This is a genomic window from Neiella holothuriorum, from assembly GCF_019457915.1.
In the GTDB taxonomy this organism is placed as follows: domain Bacteria; phylum Pseudomonadota; class Gammaproteobacteria; order Enterobacterales; family Neiellaceae; genus Neiella; species Neiella holothuriorum.
In genome coordinates, this window is record NZ_JAHZSS010000001.1 from 365,064 (window position 1) to 382,993 (window position 17,930).

Consider the following 17,930-nt stretch of genomic DNA (forward strand, 5'->3'; position numbering starts at 1 on the left):
GCCCATCCATTGTAGCCACTTGCCGACCTACTCAGAATTTTGAATGGAATCCTTTATGAATTTATTGCAAGCCTATTCCGACCTCCTTTCCGTTATTGCCGCGCAGAATGATGGTTGGTCTGTTAAAACAAAGTCTCCCTTTACCATCTCCCGCGAAATTGACGAAAGCCAGCTAGCACTGTCAATTAGTGCTCATGGCAGTGAGACCAAGGCCCACCTTTATTTCAATTTATATGACGACGACGCCTTAACGGAGTTGGCAGCGAAGGTATTAAAGGCGCAACAAAAAGAGACAATTCAAAAGAAAGATGACGATTCAGGTCTGTTTATCATTATTGATTCAGATGGCTTTGCTGTGGCTTACGATGCAACCGACGTCAGTATCGAAGATTTTACTAAACAGTTTGATAGCCTTGTTGAGACGGCTGATTCCTTGTTGATGAAAGTGGTCACCAGTGCCCAAAACGCGATAAAAGAAAGCGAAGAGGCGGCGCCACAAACCAACGAAGCGTCACAAGCGCATGCTCAGCCGTTAGCAAAAGTTCTTGAGCAGTACTTTGCGGAAAAAGAGTACAAAAACAGTCATCAAGAAGAAAGAGAGCGCTATGTTTTCGGTTTTTCGACTACAAAATACATTAATCCAAAGGGCGACCAGAATGTTAATGTTGTCATCAACTATTCAGACAAAGAACTACTGCGTCTTGAAACACCGTGGCTGTACCAGTTTGATTTGGATAAAACCGAATATAGTTTAATCGCTACTGCCATTGCCTGGTTTCAATTCGAGTACAAGTTTTTGGCAATGTCGCTCGATCCCTCCGACGGCGAATTAAAAGTATCCATCGACATACCGCTGGGCGAGGGGACACTACACACCACCCAAATTCATCGGATTGTGACTTTTATTATCCAGTTCACAGAAGCCACTTATGAAGAGCTTTTCTCGCTGCTGCTATCTGACAGCCAAGCTGCCGGCAAAAAGCTTAAAGGCTTGCTTGACGGCTACAAAGACAAAGTCGACGATCGCCGCTGGGTCGAATCAGTAAAAGATAAGATGCAAAGCTTAACTGAGGATCAGAAGCAAGCGATTGAGGCCATACTCGAGCAACAAAACAGTGAAAGCAATCGGGATGGCATCTAATGGCAGATAAGGCTCAGAAGGCTTACTCCCATCACTGGTTGAAACGGACACTGTTCAGCCCTGAAAGCCAACTCATTGTCTGGACGCTGTTTTTTGGCGCCGTCACATTTATCCTGTTTTGGCTCACGATAAAGTGGCAGCTGATGCCTGCAGCCCTTGTGAAGCCTTACATCTCACAGGAAGACACTGGCATTTTTGATGCGCTTGGTGGCTGGGCATTAGGATTTGCAGGCGCATTAGTCGCCATCCGTATTGCAGGTCTGACGGCCAGCATTCAGCAAAACGATTCCATCCGCGAGCAAGTCAAAGTGTGGGCTGAACACGTTGACCGTATTTCGACCCTGAACTCTCGGCTGACCCGTTCAATTTCTGACGCCAAGCGAGCCAGTGCCGCAGTACTGTTACACGCAAAAGAGATCTACCACGAAGAAAACATTCCCGCTTTTTTGACCAATACCTTATCGGGCAAACCTAAGAGCACGGTTAAGTCTCAGCTCAATCATGATCCGGAAAGCCGTTTGCAGGAAAAGCTAGAAGATAAACTTGAGGTGCTTGTAGAAACGATCGAAGAGGCGTTCAAAGACTCTATCTTTCGTTCCGTGTTGTACTTCACTGCGCAACAAGAACAAGAATCTCTCAGTCGAAAGCCCAATTTCAGTAAAGCGTCAAAATCTACTTCAGAATCAGAAAGTAATCATCAGCAAGAGAACTATGTTGATACTTTTTTTGAATCTGAAGAAGCACGTATCGCGGTAGAGCGTATCGTTCGCGAAGATGACGACTTCTTTAATGTACTTAACGTGATCAGTGGCCTTAACAAGGGCGTGAGAAACTTTGGGATTGGTCTCATGGAATTGCGGGCGATGCCGTTGTTTGACCACTTTCGGCAAGACCTACTGCGTATTTCTTCGTTTCAACAGAAGAAGAGCAAATCTGCTGACGACAATCTAGAAATTGCAGAAGCTGCTTGGCTGTTCTTAGGACTATTACTTTCTCGCAGAAAGCGCGATAACTCAGTTGTTAGCCAAAACGACGGCTTTGTGATCATCGCTCTGTTACTCGGTTCGTTACCGACAGAAGAAACCATTGAACAATACTTGAGTAGCAAATTTAAAGAATCTGAAAAGACGTATTCAAAAGTTGGTAAAGCCCTGATGGTTCGAGAAATCGAAGAACTATCGAAACAACTTTATTACGTGAAAGGAGAGGAGTTGTCAGAGCTTGCTGATTTGATCATCAAGTGTAGTAACAACCTTGCTTACCTGAATGTACTTACAAAAAGTACTGCGGTTAGTGCTGCTTACGAAGAAAAATACAATATTGGCTCTCAAGGCGGGTCGGACAATGCAAACTTGCGCGGGGGGCGAAATCAAGCGGCGTCTGAGCAAGGTGGTAGCAACCGAGGGCAGCAACGATCCGATAAAAAGAGCTAACCTTCCAGCAAACCTTTTGCGCTAATTCAACTGGTATTGAAGGTTGAACTGCCTGCTCGCTTTGCCCTAAAGCGAGCAGGCTACTATTCAGCAATACTGCCGAATAGGGCGCTTAACTCAAACTCATTCGCTACTTTCGGTGGCAACTGGCATCCCCACAATATCGTGAATTCGCTGTTGAACATCCGAGTAATGAGTTGACTCAACAAACCCAATGGAAAAGGTATTGGGCGTATTTAAAAACTTATCTTTGTGCAGGCGGCCAAAGCCCATCACCGTCATAAACGGTCGGTGCTCGTAGCTATCGGCTAACGCATCATCGTCATGTTGCACAACATAAAGCATTCTAGAGCTGTCAGCATCGCCAAAGGCAAACCATTCCGGTGCTGGTAAATCGCCGTGGTGAGACTCTTCAATCGGGTGCTTTTTGTCATCCACAGAAGCAAACCAGAAATCAGTTTTGTCCATGCTGCCACCTGGCACGCCTTCGTATAGCACCCAGTAATGGAAACCGGGGCTCACGCGCGTCATGGTGAAATCACAACGATCAGGGTAAAAATCGTATACGCCTTGCCACTTAGTGTTGCCAGATGTGAACACAATCCGCACATGCTGTGCTGAATTGATGGCTACCTCTGAGCTTGAAAAGTCGGTAGTGGCGTTCTGCGCATGAAAGTAATTGCCATCTTGCTTGTGCACGGCATTAGGAAAACCACGATATTCGCCTTGGTGGCCAGAACCTTTTTTGTTGTGGAACCCCAGCCAATTGACGCCATCTCTGTCGACAATTGACGACAGACCACCGCCTTGCTTTTCCAAATAGAAGGTCGCATCAGCAAGGGTGATGATGTACGCCGGCAGTTTACCCGCCGACTCATCAACCCCGTGGCTCAATTGAACGCTGTCTTGGTTGGCCCAAACATGGGAGGCTGCCATTAGCGCGACAGCAGTTATTGTTAGTCGTTTGATGGTTGATTTCATGACTCGGCTTTCACCTCTGATACGGCGACCAATGCTTCTTTTGGTGTGGCACTCTTTTTCAAAAGAGCGCCAATCAACAAAATTGTGGCGGCGCAAGCAACGAACACGAGCCGGCCCCACAACGGATTCGGGATTAAGGCCATCAGCATCATGCCCGACCCCATAATCATCACCATGGTGCCTAGTTTATTGCGTTGCTGGCAGTCGTAATCATCTTGTTCGTCACCGGCAATCACTGGCTTTTGCAGATCGGCAAAGAAGGCCTCTCGCTCGGCTTTGTGCTCGTCCTTCGACTCGACATAAAACAAGCTGGTCAGGCAGAAGAAGCCTGCGGTTACAAACAAGTGTGCAGCAATGGTAAGCATCAGGTTCATATCCACCGACTCACGACGGGTCAACTCACCTAAACCAAACCAATCGGCCACCACTTGCGGCGTGATCACATTCATCATCAGCCACGAGATAAACAAGCCCAGCGCCACGGTTGCCCATGGTGCCCACTTCGGCGTGTTACGAATAAACAGACCGACGATGAGTGGAATAAGCAACGGCACCTGAATCATGGTGGACAGCTGCATCATCAGATCGAACAGGCTCAGTTGTTTTAGTGAACCAAAGAACAACGCCACCATAATGACCAGCAAACCACTAACGAAACTGACCAAACGACTGATGCTCAGCAACTTGATATCATCTACTTTGCGCTGTTTGCGTGCCAACAGTGGCTGATAAATGCTGCGAACAAAAATGCCCGCATTTTTGTTCAGCGCTGAATCCATCGACGACATGGTGGCAGCAAACAAACCGGCCATGAGCAAGCCAACGGTGCCCAGCGGCATCGCATTACGGGTAAATACTAAGTACACCGCATCCGCCGCTTTATTGCCCAAAGAGGAATAAGCCGAGGCTGCATCTGGGTACAAAATGGCAGAAGCCCAAGGCGGCACAAACCAAATGATGCTACCAAAGCCCATTAATCCCATGGCCAGCAGAGCCGCTTTTCGGGCGTTATGGGTATCTTTAGCGTTAAGGAACCGAAACGAGTCGTTCAAGTTCATAATGGTGATCATCTGCTTGGCGAGGAAGAACACAAACGTGCCGACTAACAACAGCGGGTAGTTCATGTCTGGGCCAATGAAAAAGTTACTCGGGAATTGAGTCACCAGTTCACCGGGGCCACCGACCATCACCAAGGCAACAATGGCACAAGCGATTGAAACCACAGCCACCACTAGGGTTTGCACAAAGTCGGAGGCCACCACGCCCCACGCGCCTGAGAGCACCGACACAAACAACACGGTGAGCCCAGTGGCAATAATGGTGACGCTGATATCGGCATCGAACACGGCACTGGCAAACACGCCTAGCGCATTGAGCCAGACGCCAGCATTAATCAAACTGAAGACAATCAGCGCCCAAGAAAAGAACGCTTCATTTTGCGAACCGAAACGACGCTTAATGCCCTGACTTGGCGTGTCGACCCGCATTTGACGAAAGCGGTGCGAGAAATACGCCCAGCCGCAGAAGTATGCAAAGGTATTGGCGAAGAACACTAAACTCACGGCAAAGCCGTCAGTAAAGGCTTTGCCCGCTGCACCGGTAAACGTCCAAGCTGAAAATTGCGCCATAAATGCGGTGGAGCCAACCATCCACCACAACATGCGGCCACCACCGCGGAAATAATCGCTGGTGGAGTGCTTGGCCATGCGCTTAAACGCAAAGCCAATGCCTACAATCATCACAAAATACCCGGCAATGACTAAATACTCATACTGCATGAGCGTACCTCTTATTGCAGGTGTGTCACGTCAACCCAGTTGTCGTTTTGACGAATTAAGTCAATGAGTTGCTGATATTGGCTACCTTCTTTGAAGGTTTGGTAAGGCGCAACCGATTGGCCTTGAATGTCTTTCACAAATTCGCGGATCAGATAGCGCCAGTTGCGTTCGGTATCACCGTCCACATCCGGTATATCTGCAGCAATGTCGGCAGGGAGAGGCAGCTCTTGCCAGGTTTTATTGTCACCGTATAAATACAGTGGGCCGCTACCGTAATGGCCTTTGATGTAGATAGACCCTTTGCTGCCATAAAACGCGATGTAGTCTTCGTTAAAGCGCGGGTGCAAGCCGCCGTGTTTAAACAGCACAGAAACAGGCTGCTTGGCCATTTCTGATTCCAGTTGAGCCAGCACCGTATAGGACCATTCAACGTTCGATTCGCCCCATTTCAGCGAGGGATCGTTAAGATCTTTTGGAATGAAATCACGGCGGGTTTTAAAGTTATGAACACCTTCAACGATGGGCGCTTTGCCTAAATCGTCACGTACTTCGCCATTGATCGAGAGGATTTTCTCACCGATTACGGAGGTGACAATCGACAGCTTGTGGGTGAAGTTGTTGTTCAGGCGGCCACCGCCATCTTCTTTGCGATGTGACCAGCCAAATGGAATATCGCGCTCAAGATTAAAATGTGAAATACACTCCACTTCCAGCGGCTCTCCAATGGCTCCCTCGGCCACTAACCGTTTGGCATGCATCACATCGGGCATATAACGGAAGCTGGCAGCAAACGCCGTTTTAACGCCCTTGGCCACCGCCAGATCGTGCAGTGCTTTGGCGGTTTCGCCGCTCTGCGTTAGTGGTTTGTCGCAAAACACATGGCAGCCAAATTCAATTGCTTGAGTAATTGGGTCGTAGTGCGCACCGCCCGGCGTAGCAATGGTGACGGCATCGGGTTTACAATCTTGCAGTGCTTGCTGCCAATCGGTGCCCGCATAAGGAATGCCCATTTTTTTGGCCACTTCGTTCACCACACTTTCGGTACGACCGACAATGCCGACAATTTCGGCACCGGCATAACGAAATGCTTCAGCATGACCCTGACCCGCAAAACCTGTTCCGTGTACTAAAACTTTTACTTTATTGCTCATCGTGTTACCTGACTAAATTGATTCATCGTTTTGACTGTAGTGCTGGCATTTAGTGCCAGCCATGTCGTTGTTTATTACCAGTTCCAAAGCGTGCCATCTTCGAGCCGACTGACCGGCAGATAAGAACGTTTGTATGGGAATTGTTCGGCAGCTTCTTCATTAAAATCGACGCCTAAGCCCGGCGCATCACTAACGTAAGCCATGCCGTTTTCAACGGTAATGCTCTGCTGGAATAGCTGCTGGCTTTGTTCATTGCCAAGCCCAACAAATTCCTGAATACCAAAATTAGGTGCCCAAATATTCAAATGGCTGTGCGCGGCAAAGCAGATGGGGGACAAATCAGGCGCACCGTGAGGCGCCATTTTGACGTTATACAAGCTGGCAAAATCGGCAATGCGACGCAGCGATGTAATGCCGCCAGCATGAGTTGCCGCCACGCGGATGTAGTCGATCAATTGATTCTGAATGAGATCCTTACAATCCCAGATGGTGTTGTAGGTTTCACCAATGGCCAGTGGAATGGTGGTGTGCTGGCGAATAACCTGATAGTTGTCTTGGTTTTCTGCCATAGAGGCATCTTCTAAGAACATCAGGTTGTAGGGTTCAAGCATTTTGCCCAAGCGCGCCGACTCAATAGGCGTTAAGCGGCTGTGCACATCGTGCAGCAATTCAACATCATTGCCTAAACGAGCGCGAGCCTGTGCAAACAAATCACCTACCATGGCAAAGTACTTTTGCGTTGACCATTCTTCTTCGGGCGGCAGCGGGCGATTGCCTTGCAGCTCAAAGTAATCTTTCTTATCGCCAAGCACGCCATACGTGACAGCTAACCCAGGGATCGCCGACTGCAGGCGAATGGCTTTGAAGCCTGCATTTTTGAGTTGCTCGGCTTTGTCGAGGGTATCTGCAATGTTCTCGCCGTTGGCATGAGCATACAAGGTCACGCCTTTGCGGCTTTTGCCACCTAACAATTGGTATACCGGCAAGCCTGCGGCCTTGCCTTTGATGTCCCATAACGCCATATCAATGGCGGCAATTGCAGCCATGTTCACCGCGCCTTTGCGCCAGTAAACGCCGCGATATAAATACTGCCAAATATCTTCAATATCGTGTGCGCTACGACCAATCAGGCAGGGCGCAACATGTTCTTGCAAGTAGGTTGCTACGGCCTGCTCGCGGCCATTTAAGGTGGCATCACCCACACCGTAAATGCCGCATTCGGTGATGACTTTGACCGTTACAAAGTTCCGTCCTGGACTGCAGACAAACACTTTAATCTGTTTGATTTTCAACTGAACACCTCAATTTCACAGGCATTTCATGCCGGACGACTTTTAAGCGGTTTCCGATCCGAACGCTGCTGTTGCTTAACTCAATTCATGCCCCTCATACACCTGCCTATAAGGCAAAGGGCTAATCATTTCTGATTATATAAAACGGTTTACTAAACCGGTTTAGTTATTTAAAATACCACGCAAATGGAGACTGTCAATCGATCCCCGCGCCAGTCTTGTTAGAATGTTCCGACGATCACAGATTTGAAGAAGTTATGGCCAAAGCCAAAGTAAGACTAATTGATGTTGCCGAGTTAGCTGGCGTGTCTAAAAGTACCGCGTCGCAATACCTCAATGGGCGCTTCGAATTCATGTCGAGTAAAACTCGAGAACGGATTGAAGCGGCGGTAAAAGAGCTCAATTACGCGCCAAACCCCATTGCGCGGAGCCTCAAAACCGATACCACCAAAACCATTGGCGTGGTGGTGCGTGATGTGACCGGCCACTACACCAGCCGCGCTATTCGGGGCATAGACGACTACTGCAAAACCAGTGGCTATAACGTCATTATTTACAATTCAGACTTTGATCCTGAGGTTGAAGCGCGCTCGCTTAAATCGTTAAGTGAATTGCGGGTGGACGGTTTGATTATCGCCTCTTCAGGGCAGAATGATGCGCTGATTGCTGATTACGAAAGTAAAGGTCTGCCGGTTGTGCAGTTTCAGTTAGAGCACAATGAACGCGCTAAAAACATTGTGCTGTCGGATTACTACCAAGCCGCTTATGAGGCGACGGACTATCTAATTCAACTTGGTCACCAGCGAATTTGCTTTGCCACGCAAGACTTTCAGGATGTGAAATCGCGCAACGAGCGCTTTCTGGGTTACCAAGCTGCGTTGGCACAACATGATATAACCGTTGATCCGGCGCTCATTTTATATTGGCAGCGCGATGGCGGCTTGCAGCAAACGCCACAGCAACTCATAACAGCCAGCGGTGCCACTGCCATTTTCAGCCAACACTTAGCGGTAACCACCGACTTACTCAAAGCGTTTGAACAAGCGCAGCTCAGTATTCCTGAAGATGTGTCACTGATTGGGTTTGACGAATTGCCCATGGCTGAATTTTTCAAAGTGCCGGTAACAGTGGTGAAACAGCAGCCCTACCAAATTGGCTACCAGTCGGCGGAATTACTTCTTAAGCAAGTGCAGGATAAAACCCAAACCCAACAACGGATCACCGTTGGCTGTGAGCTGATTAAGCGGCAATCGTGCAGGCAGTTGGGTTAGGTCTAGCGCTACCTGCAAAGGCTGAGCGATAAAAAACGGTGAGAATAAAACAAGCCGGAGGAGAGGGGATCTGAGCTTGCAAACTCCGCGTCCTGACAGACGCTAGGCAGCGACTTGGAGTCGAATACGTTGATGACTCGCCTCATTTACAGGCGAGTCACTTAGAGACGGGTCACTGCTTAGCAATAATCACGAATAGTTGCTCGCGCCAACGACGAAGCATTCGCTGCCAACGGCCAAGTTATGCGGGCTTTAGTTCTCGCGTTAACATTTGATAAATGCTTATTAAATAAGCAAAAATAATGGCGCAAGAAATAGCCAAAATTCCGTCATTAGGAAATAGATACCAAGCCGCTACGATTAGAACACTTCGCAATATTGCATGGATTAACCCGACAGGATGGTTAACAATCCATGAATAAACGACCCAATGAAGCCCCAAGCCAACGCCCAAACTCAATGGAACAAATTCAGGCGCATTTAAAAGTAATGGAATGTGCACAACCCAAAGCAGGTTAACCATTAAAATGCAGAGCCCCATCAGTTTTGCGAGGGGATTTGAGGGGGAAACTAAGTTTTCATTTCGAATTTTAGCAATCATTAACGCTGTAGGAAAAATGGCGCCCGTAGCGAAAAGCAAAATGTAGACAGCCGTTCCTTCATTAAGTTGTGTACTTAAAACTGCGACAACAGCCCAAATTATCGTCCCTGCAATTGGCATGGATACCGAGCGGTTTGAAGACTGCTCAAACTCACGTCTGTAATCATCTAATGTCAAAATATTTCTCTCCTTGATTTGAGCGATGCTCATTATTATTTAGCTACGTGGTGCCCAACATATGGGCGAGTGCTTAATTGTTTTTATTGTTTGAAATTATTGATCAAATGAGTCTAGGTCGATTTTGTAGTTAGCGAGAACTTCTTGCATTTGAAGCTTCTTCTGACCGGCAGCTACCGCCATGACTTTGGCCGTCACATCGGAAACCTCGCCCTTTGTTATGCCCGCTTGCTTTGCCTGATTAAGGTAATAGTTGATACACGGCAAGCAGTTCATCGCCATGGCCGCCGCAAGCCCCACCAAAAGCTCCGTTTTGGAATCCAAATGATCGTTTTCATGAGTCGAGTGATAGAAATCTTGGTAGTGCTTCTGATGCTTTCCTAGCATGGGGAAACCTTTGTTGAATCAACGCCCCTACGAAGGAGCAGATAATAGCTTGCTAAAATGTGTATCGAAGCGGAACCGAGCAAACTGTTACCAATCCCGCTCAATTTTATTGTTATATACCGTATTCTCGCTCTACTTTTGAGATGCGAACTTTAAATGAGTCATACCACGACTTACGTCCCGTCTTTTGAGCTTCTATATGCTCAGCGTTCGCTTTCCAATTTTTAATTGACTCTAAATCAGACCAATATGAAACCGTTATACCTACATCTTCTCTAGCCGATTCCATTCCTAAAAATCCATGTTGTTGCGCGGCGAGCTCAACCATACGAGTTGCCATTTCACTATAACCGTTATCTCCCTCTGTTCGAGTCGATGTAAAGATGACTGCAAAATATGGAGGGGCAGGAGTGTTTGCGATAAGTGACATTGGAGCTCCTAGGTTTATGACGCCTTATTACTAGGCTGATTAATAGTTGGCTAAAGTGGTGAGTGAAAGTGAACTAAAAAACTGTTTTAAGTCCCGCTTAAGCGGCTTATTAGGATCCATTTAACTAAGCCTACTAGCCCAGTTACCATTATGTTGATTGTCACAGTTTTCTTCGGTATCAAATAAAACATGATTTACAATGTTTTTAAAATTAATTCCAATTTCACTAAGTTCAGATTTAACCAATGACTGAAGTAGATTGTTGTTTACCGATGTTAAATAGCTATCTAGGTTTTCATTTGTATCAAATACGCATACTACTTTTAGACTCTTAGGGAAATTTGAGTAATTCACTGTGTGAGTTAGCCATTGAAACCCTTTAATGTCCGTCAAAGCTGTTTCGCAAATTCCTGTTAAAATAATGCGAAGTTGGTTATCTATTTTTTTATCTGATTTACGCATAATCTGAAATGTTGCCTTGTACCTAAATAAGGGGTTGGTAAAGATTGGCTAAAATTAGATTGACGGAAGACCACAGTCACTTGTTAAGTGTTGTTTTAAAACCTAGCAAACTCGCCACCATGCCACCTAATAAGGCCCATTTTTACAGGAGTGCTTCTGGTTGCAGGAACGCCTCCGGAAAAGCAATTAAGACAAACGATGAAGTTACCCGAGCTGGGCCTGTGCATAGAAAAGCCTCCTACACCGGGGCTTAGTGGGTACTCGTCGCCTATTGTAAACATTAGATCGCCATCTACAACGTAGAACTTACTTGGCTTTTCTATGCATTGATAAACGCTCGTATTTTTGACTCCGTCCGGAGTAACCAACTTTACGGTGGTTCTGACGAAGTGAAAGACTTTGCCTTTATACCCAAAGTTAGTAACCAAAGAGCTAGACCAGCGTATATCTTTTTGGTTGAGCTCATATGCTGAATAAGGTTTCGACAGGTCCATCTCGTAAGGAATAGGACCACTAGCATCATCACCTGCAAAGGAAAAAAATGGCAGAAGCACAATCACAAAACTGAGTAAACGCACATTCTCTCCTTAGACACTTAACGCTTATTATCGAGAATGCAGCATATGTAAATCAGCATTCGCTAAACCAAATTCTTTCATGTTGAACCTAACACATTGATTTTAAGTGGTTAAGATCATGTTTCTATTTTTGCTATGAACAACCTCTGCAAAACCAAGCGAGACCTGATGTATCGAGACCAAGTTTGTTTCCTATTAAATGCTAAAGGGAAAGTTTTTCATTATTTAATCAATATGTTAGCGTTTTAGCGTGGTTAGTTTGCGTTTTCAAACGCGCTTGCCACTCGCTCATATGCTTACCTTTAATCCTAAAAACTGTTTTAAATCATCTGCTAAGTATTCTCTGTCATCTCCGGCACTCGCTCAGTTTAGCCAGTTCACTGCGGGCAATTGGCTCTTAACCCAGCCTTAACCTGCGGCTGTGTATGCTGCCGCCAGATCCATTACTTTGAGCCGTTTTTAGATGACCCATTCCTTGCCAAATAAAGCTCGGCGCCCGCGTCGTTCGGCTGTGTTGTTGCCGTTAAGCTTGTGCATTAGCTTAAGCTTACTCGGTTGTACAACAACGTCCGAACTCGACTTTAATCAGCAAGCTGAGCAGCAGTTGAAAACGCAGGAGCGTTGGCAGCAACAGCAAGTAGGTGCCAGCACTGCCCAGCAAATCACCGATTTAATTGAGCTGCAGCCGCTGACCGAGTTAGTGACGCAGGCTATGGCGAATAACCCCAACCTTCAGCAAACCGTCATTGCGCTAAAAATTGCCTATGCCCAACATGCAGCAACCGTGGGTGATTCTCGGCCACAGGTCAATGCCGGTTTTAGCGGTGAACGCGCAGAAGATGCCGATGACAGTTACAGCGCCGATTTAACCGTGAGCTGGGAATTGGATTTGTGGCAAAAGCTCAGCGACAACGCCAGTGCTGCCGAAATGGACATTGCCAGCAGTCAGGCTAGTGTGCAGGCGGCAAAAGATGCCCTGGCCGCCAGTATCATGCGCAACTGGCTACAAATTAATTATTTGAAACAACGGCTTGTGGTTGAGTCCCAGCGGCTAAAAACGCTCGAAGATAATGAAGCCTTTATTGTGCAGCGTTATCGCGTGGGGCTGGGCGATTTAGAAACCCTAGATACCGCCAAATCATCGTCGGCCAGTGCTCGTGCAACGTTAGCGAATTATCAAGAACAATTGGCGCAAGCGCAGCGCAGTTTAACCCTGCTGCTAGGTGCCGAACAGCCACAGGCAATTGAGGTGGACGCAGGCTTTCCAGACGTTATACAGCCGCTTTCGACCCTACCGGAGCAAGATTTAGCGCGCCGTCCCGACCTGCAAAATGCCTACTACAGCATTGTGGCCGAACAATATCGTACCGATGTGGCGTACAAGGCGCTGTTGCCATCATTTAACTTGTCGGCATCGTTAACCGAAGTTGCGTCAAACCCGAGTGATGCCTTGTTCAAAAGCCCCGCGTGGAGCTTATTGGGGCAGATCACCGCGCCACTGTTTCAAGGCGGCACTTTGCGAGCGCAAGCTGAAATTGCCGAACTGACCGCAGAACAAGCGTTTTGGGGCTATCAAGAAACCCTGCTGAACGCTGTGTACGAAGTTGAAAACGCGTTGGGCCAAGAGCACTCACTTAGCCGTCAACAAGAACATTTAACGGTATCGCTGCATAGCGCTGAGCGCAGTTTTGACAACTACCAAGTTAAATACCGTCAGGGCTTGGTCGACATTCTAGATTTGCTCACTGTTCAGCAGCAAACCTTTGATTTAGAAGCTCAACTGATTGAAACCACTTATAACCGTTTGGTAAATCGCATTGATTTAGGATTGGCGTTAGGCCTCGGAGTATCTTCATGAATCGTAAAACGCTAACCCGCGTTGCAACCTTGGTTGCGGCTGTTTCTATTGTTGCGGCCATTTTATTTAACGGCGCACAAATGCGCGCTGCCAGAACACACCATATGGAATCAATGGCAAACGACAAACACCCGATACAGTTGCAAGAAGTGTCGGTTATTGAGGCGCTTGCTCAGCGCCATCAAGCCATGATTGTTGGCTACGGTGAAGCCAAATCACAATTTGAACTTGAGCTTGTGGCTGAGGTGAGTGGCCAACTGACGGCACTGAGCAATCATTTTAAAACCGGCGCTGTATTTGCGAAGGGGCAGCAATTAGCACAAATCAATCCGCTAAGTTACCAACAAGCCGTTGCCGATGCCCAAGTTGCATTGGCCGACGCGCAGTTAGCGCTATTGGAAGAACAACGATTAGGCGAGCAAGCTGAACTTGAATGGCAGCGCTCGGGCATGACAGGTGATCCTGATTCGCCACTGGTATTACGCAAGCCACAATTGGCTGCTGCAGAAGCCACCTTGCAGTTGGCTCAAAAGCAACTGGCGAGCGCCGAATACGACTTGGCGCAAACGCGCATCAGCGCGCCATTTGATGCCGTAGTGGTGTCACGAGAAGTCCAACCTGGTCGCTATCTGCAAACGGGCGAAACCATCGCTACGCTGTACAGCACCGACCGTATTGAAGTGGCGGTGCCGCTCTCGGAGCAGCAATGGCAAAACTTACCGGTATTGGCCAATGAATCGGCGCCAAGCGATGCTCTGATTGCAGTGACGCTATTGAGCAATGACAAGCAGCGTCAGTGGCAGGGGTATATTGAACGCACTGAATTGCACTTGGATGAAACAAGTCGTCAGCGCTCTGTTGTTGTGGTCGTAGACGAGCCGTTAAGTCAGCCCACGCCGTTGATGGCAGGCGAATTTGTAACTGCTCAGATTGAAGGCCGAGTAGTTGACGGGCTGTGGCAGCTGCCGGCATCGGCCATTTCGCAAGCTGGCGAGATTTGGTATGTGCAAACTAGCGCCGATGGCAAAGAGCAGTTGTTGGCAAATACCCAAGCCGAGCAGCAATTTGCTCATGGCGAATATGTGTATGTCCGTCCTGTTGCTGGCTTAACACAAGCGCTTGTCGTTGCTCGCCCATTAATTACTTATGTTGCTGGAATGCGTGTTCATGCCCAAGTGGAGCCTACCTTATGAGCCAGTCGCAACCGCCCCATTCAAGCGGGCCTTTACCCTCAACGAATGACGCCATTGCTGGCAGCGGACTCATCAGTTGGTTTGCACAAAACCCAGTAGCCGCTAATTTGTTGCTGATCAGTGTATTGATCTTAGGCGTGCTGGCGGCTGGCCAGCTGCGCAAAGAAGCCTTTCCGTCGCTCGAGCCTGATCGCATTACGGTGTCGATGAATTACGACAGCGGCGATGCCTTATTGGCTGAAGAAGGCATTGCCCTCAAAGTTGAAGAAGCACTGGAAACTGTGCCCGGTATTAAGCGCATTACGTCTACCTCGAATGCCTATGGCAGTACAGTGATGATCGAAAAGAAAACCGATTACTCACTCGATACTTTGCTGACCGATGTCAAAAACGAAGTCGATGCCATTTACAACTTGCCGGTGGACGCGGAAAACCCCGTCATTGAAAAAGCCCGCCGTCAGGATCATGCCATTTGGGTTCAGTTGTACGGTGATGCCGACATGGGCACCTTGCAAGAGCTGGCCGAGCGATTGAAATCAGACTTGTTGGCCAAGTCGGCCATTAGTGATTTATCGATTTCTGCCAAGCAAGATCCGCTCATTTCTATAGAAATTGATGAAGCTAAATTGCTGTCTTATGGCCTGACTATGGGCGATGTGGCCGATGCAGTTAATGCTGAATCGTCAACGCCATTGAGCACCAGCCTGCGCTATCAAGAAAAAGTGCTGCGCTTAAAAGCATCCGAGCAAGCCTATCGGCAAAAGGCGTTTGCCGATATTCCACTGTTCACCACGGCCAACGGCAGCGTGATCCGGTTGGGCGATGTGGCGTTAGTGACCGACACCTTTGAAGATGATGTGTACTCGCTGTCGCACTACAACCAGCAAAACGGTATGGGCATCCAGATCGTGATGGATGAGCAAAGCGATGTCATCGACATTGTGCAACAAGCACAAGAGGTGGTTGATAACTGGAACGAGCGCGGCATTTTGCCCAACAACGTTGAGTTGCTGACTTGGTATGATCAAAGCGATTTGATTAAAGAACGCTTGTCGTTGCTGAGTAAAAATGCCATCACCGGTATTGCCTTGGTCTTTATTGTGCTGGCGTTGTTTCTCAACCTTACCGTCGCGTTTTGGGTGGCGGCCGGACTGCCATTCATTTTCTGCGGCACCTTGTTTTTTATGGGCGACAGCTTTGTTGGGTTAACCATCAACGAGCTGACCACCTTTGGTTTTATCATGGCGCTAGGCATTGTGGTGGATGACGCCGTGGTGGTGGGCGAGAGTATTTACGACTCGCGTAAACGTCAGGGCGACTCGCTCGCCAATACCATTCGCGGCACCATGCAAGTGGCTGTGCCTACCTTGTTTGGCGTATTAACCACCGTGGCTGCTTTTGTGGCGTTGTCTAATGTGACTGGCCGGTTGGGGCAGATTTATGCCCAATTTGCATCGGTAGTGACCATTTGTTTGTTGCTGTCGGTGGTTGAATCTAAGTTGATCTTGCCGTGCCATTTAGCCCACCTGAACACTCACCGCACCATTAAAAAAGGCGTTTTGGGGTATTGGAGCAAGATCCAACACGGCGCCGATGCCGGCCTGCAGTGGTTTAATGATCGTGTCTATCGGCCAATCATTGAATGGTCGTTACGGTTGCGATACGCCGTACTGCTAGCATTTGTGACCCTGTTCATTCTGGTGGTTGGCATGCCGATGACTGGCGCAGTGCGGGTTGGCTTCTTTCCCGACATTGCTGGTGATTTGGTGGTGGCAACGGTGTCGATGCAAAACGATGCCAGCTTTGGCCAAACCGAAACCAACTTGGGTCGGATTGAACAAGCCGCCTTGCAAGCCGACGCTCAGCTGATGGACAAATACCAGCTTGAGGAAAGCTCTTTGACCAGCTTACAAGTATTGGCAACCGGCGATTTGGAGGGCGAAGTGAAAGTCGAGTTGGCAAGCGACTCTGCTTATAGTTCGCGTGAATACGGCAAAGTTTGGCAACAACTCACCGGTTCGCTAGAAGGCGTGCGTAAGCTTAAGTTTTTGTCGAAAAAAGAAATGGTCGATAACTTCAAAGTCGAACTGAAGTCGTGGGATGAACAAACCGTGACGGCAGCCGGCGAACGTTTTAAAGACGTGTTGGCGAGCATGAATGGCATCAGTGGTATTGATGACAATTTAGACCCAGGGCAACCACAACTTAAATTTGAACTGACCGAGCAGGGGCGAGCGTTAGGGCTGGACACGGCGACCTTGTCACAACACTTGTTGCGCACCTTTGGTGGTGACATTGTTCAGCGCTATCAACGCAATAAAGATGAAGTCAAAGTTCGGGTTCGGCTGCCGCAAGAAAAGCGCCAGACGCTGGCGGATATTGAACAGTCGCATATTCGGTTAACCGACGGCACCGTGGTGTCGATGAATACGGTGGCTCGTATTTCGACCGAATACCAACAAGATTCCATTACTCGAATCGACAACCTGCGCGCCGCCTATATCAGTGCGGTGGTTGATAGTTCGGTTCTCGCGTCCAATGAATTAGTTGATCGCTTGCAACAATCGCTGGTGCCGGAATTGCTGGCGCAGTATCCAGATTTAACCATCGACTTTGCCGGTGAAGCAGAACATCAACAGGAAGCCACAAGCTCCATGTCACAGATGTTTGTGATGGCCTTGTTGGCTATTTATGTGCTGCTGGCTATTCCGCTGAAGTCTTACATTCAGCCGGTGCTGATCATGCTGGCCATTCCGTTCGGTATTGTTGGTGCGATTTTGGGCCACTGGTTAAACGATCTGACCATTAGCATTTTGTCATTAAATGGCATTTTGGCGCTTAGCGGCGTGGTGGTGAACGACAGTTTGTTGTTGGTGTCGCGGTTTAATCAGATCCGTCGCGAGCGAGATATTTCGATTCACGATGCCATTGTTGAAGCTTGTCGTGGTCGATTGCGGGCGGTCTTGCTAACGTCAGTCACTACCTTTGCTGGCTTAGCGCCATTGCTGAGTGAAACCTCGATGCAGGCTCAGTTCCTAATTCCGGCTGCGGCGTCTTTAGGCTATGGTATTTTATTCGCTACGTTGATCACCTTGGTGTTGATCCCGGCGCTACTAACCATTCAACTGGAATGCAAAGCGGCGTTGCAAAACGGTTGGCAGCGGGCGCAAACTAGATTGCTAGGAATGGCATAAGGC

Annotated in this window: 15 protein-coding genes; 6 read left to right on the plus strand and 9 right to left on the minus strand. The window is 48.1% G+C overall.

Going from position 1 to position 17,930, the window contains the following annotated elements; genetic code table 11:
- The first annotated feature begins 55 nt into the window (after positions 1 to 55).
- On the plus strand, positions 56 to 1,141 hold the full coding sequence (locus K0504_RS01655) for a hypothetical protein (RefSeq protein WP_220102394.1): 1,086 nt from the start codon (positions 56 to 58) through the stop codon (positions 1,139 to 1,141).
- A complete protein-coding gene (locus K0504_RS01660; protein WP_220102395.1) occupies positions 1,141 to 2,574 on the plus strand; it encodes a hypothetical protein in 1,434 nt (477 codons plus the stop codon). Before K0504_RS01655 ends, K0504_RS01660 begins: the two co-directional genes overlap by 1 nt.
- A 123-nt stretch (positions 2,575 to 2,697) precedes the next feature.
- On the opposite strand, the gene K0504_RS01665 is transcribed toward K0504_RS01660, so the two are convergent.
- The 4 genes from K0504_RS01665 to manD form a co-directional block, all read right to left on the minus strand.
- Entirely contained in the window at positions 2,698 to 3,555 is an 858-nt protein-coding gene (locus K0504_RS01665; protein ID WP_220102396.1) for a hypothetical protein, read from the minus strand.
- Complete coding sequence (locus K0504_RS01670; RefSeq protein ID WP_220102397.1) at positions 3,552 to 5,333, minus strand: sodium:solute symporter family transporter; 1,782 nt, start codon at positions 5,331 to 5,333, stop codon at positions 3,552 to 3,554. Before K0504_RS01670 ends, K0504_RS01665 begins: the two co-directional genes overlap by 4 nt.
- A gap of 11 nt (positions 5,334 to 5,344) precedes the next feature.
- Positions 5,345 to 6,484: a Gfo/Idh/MocA family protein gene (locus K0504_RS01675; RefSeq protein ID WP_220102398.1), complete on the minus strand. Its 1,140-nt coding sequence runs from the start codon at positions 6,482 to 6,484 to the stop codon at positions 5,345 to 5,347.
- Positions 6,485 to 6,558: 74 nt separating this feature from the next.
- Positions 6,559 to 7,776, minus strand: a complete 1,218-nt coding sequence (gene manD, locus K0504_RS01680; RefSeq protein ID WP_220102399.1) for a D-mannonate dehydratase ManD — start codon at positions 7,774 to 7,776, stop codon at positions 6,559 to 6,561.
- Positions 7,777 to 8,033: 257 nt separating this feature from the next.
- Between manD and K0504_RS01685 the strand changes: the two genes are divergently transcribed.
- On the plus strand, positions 8,034 to 9,047 hold the full coding sequence (locus tag K0504_RS01685) for a LacI family DNA-binding transcriptional regulator (RefSeq protein WP_220102400.1): 1,014 nt from the start codon (positions 8,034 to 8,036) through the stop codon (positions 9,045 to 9,047).
- A 241-nt stretch (positions 9,048 to 9,288) separates the two neighbouring features.
- Here K0504_RS01685 and K0504_RS01690 read toward each other — a convergent pair whose 3' ends face one another.
- From K0504_RS01690 to K0504_RS01710, 5 genes are all read right to left on the minus strand, one after another.
- Complete coding sequence (locus tag K0504_RS01690) at positions 9,289 to 9,858, minus strand: DUF7010 family protein (protein WP_225917895.1); 570 nt, start codon at positions 9,856 to 9,858, stop codon at positions 9,289 to 9,291.
- 63 nt (positions 9,859 to 9,921) lie between these two features.
- Positions 9,922 to 10,212 carry a carboxymuconolactone decarboxylase family protein gene (locus K0504_RS01695; RefSeq protein ID WP_220102401.1) on the minus strand — a complete coding sequence of 97 codons (291 nt, stop codon included), beginning with the start codon at positions 10,210 to 10,212 and terminating at the stop codon, positions 9,922 to 9,924.
- Between the two features lie 112 nt (positions 10,213 to 10,324).
- Entirely contained in the window at positions 10,325 to 10,642 is a 318-nt protein-coding gene (locus tag K0504_RS01700; protein ID WP_220102402.1) for an antibiotic biosynthesis monooxygenase family protein, read from the minus strand.
- A 120-nt stretch (positions 10,643 to 10,762) separates the two neighbouring features.
- Entirely contained in the window at positions 10,763 to 11,104 is a 342-nt protein-coding gene (locus K0504_RS01705) for a Fis family transcriptional regulator (RefSeq protein ID WP_220102403.1), read from the minus strand.
- Positions 11,105 to 11,199: 95 nt separating this feature from the next.
- Complete coding sequence (locus K0504_RS01710) at positions 11,200 to 11,682, minus strand: hypothetical protein (RefSeq protein ID WP_220102404.1); 483 nt, start codon at positions 11,680 to 11,682, stop codon at positions 11,200 to 11,202.
- Between the two features lie 463 nt (positions 11,683 to 12,145).
- On the opposite strand from K0504_RS01710, the gene K0504_RS01715 reads away from it, so the two are divergent.
- From K0504_RS01715 to K0504_RS01725, 3 genes are read left to right on the plus strand one after another with little or no spacing between them, the layout of a single operon-like run.
- Entirely contained in the window at positions 12,146 to 13,540 is a 1,395-nt protein-coding gene (locus tag K0504_RS01715) for a TolC family protein (protein WP_220102405.1), read from the plus strand.
- Positions 13,537 to 14,733 (plus strand): efflux RND transporter periplasmic adaptor subunit, encoded by a 1,197-nt coding sequence (locus K0504_RS01720; RefSeq protein ID WP_220102406.1) that lies wholly within the window; start codon positions 13,537 to 13,539, stop codon positions 14,731 to 14,733. The genes K0504_RS01715 and K0504_RS01720 overlap by 4 nt, the downstream gene beginning before the upstream one ends.
- Positions 14,730 to 17,927, plus strand: coding sequence for an efflux RND transporter permease subunit (locus K0504_RS01725; protein ID WP_220102407.1), 3,198 nt, complete (start codon positions 14,730 to 14,732; stop codon positions 17,925 to 17,927). The genes K0504_RS01720 and K0504_RS01725 overlap by 4 nt, the downstream gene beginning before the upstream one ends.
- The last annotated feature ends 3 nt before the right edge of the window (positions 17,928 to 17,930 follow it).

Coding starts and splice junctions, on each gene's coding strand:
- K0504_RS01655 (WP_220102394.1), top strand. CDS start 56: ATGAATTTATTGCAAGCCTATTCCGACCTCCTTTCCGTTATTGCCGCG.
- K0504_RS01660 (WP_220102395.1), top strand. CDS start 1,141: ATGGCAGATAAGGCTCAGAAGGCTTACTCCCATCACTGGTTGAAACGG.
- K0504_RS01665 (WP_220102396.1), bottom strand. CDS start 3,555: ATGAAATCAACCATCAAACGACTAACAATAACTGCTGTCGCGCTAATG.
- K0504_RS01670 (WP_220102397.1), bottom strand. CDS start 5,333: ATGCAGTATGAGTATTTAGTCATTGCCGGGTATTTTGTGATGATTGTA.
- K0504_RS01675 (WP_220102398.1), bottom strand. CDS start 6,484: ATGAGCAATAAAGTAAAAGTTTTAGTACACGGAACAGGTTTTGCGGGT.
- K0504_RS01685 (WP_220102400.1), top strand. CDS start 8,034: ATGGCCAAAGCCAAAGTAAGACTAATTGATGTTGCCGAGTTAGCTGGC.
- K0504_RS01690 (WP_225917895.1), bottom strand. CDS start 9,858: ATGAGCATCGCTCAAATCAAGGAGAGAAATATTTTGACATTAGATGAT.
- K0504_RS01695 (WP_220102401.1), bottom strand. CDS start 10,212: ATGCTAGGAAAGCATCAGAAGCACTACCAAGATTTCTATCACTCGACT.
- K0504_RS01700 (WP_220102402.1), bottom strand. CDS start 10,642: ATGTCACTTATCGCAAACACTCCTGCCCCTCCATATTTTGCAGTCATC.
- K0504_RS01705 (WP_220102403.1), bottom strand. CDS start 11,104: ATGCGTAAATCAGATAAAAAAATAGATAACCAACTTCGCATTATTTTA.
- K0504_RS01715 (WP_220102405.1), top strand. CDS start 12,146: ATGACCCATTCCTTGCCAAATAAAGCTCGGCGCCCGCGTCGTTCGGCT.
- K0504_RS01720 (WP_220102406.1), top strand. CDS start 13,537: ATGAATCGTAAAACGCTAACCCGCGTTGCAACCTTGGTTGCGGCTGTT.
- K0504_RS01725 (WP_220102407.1), top strand. CDS start 14,730: ATGAGCCAGTCGCAACCGCCCCATTCAAGCGGGCCTTTACCCTCAACG.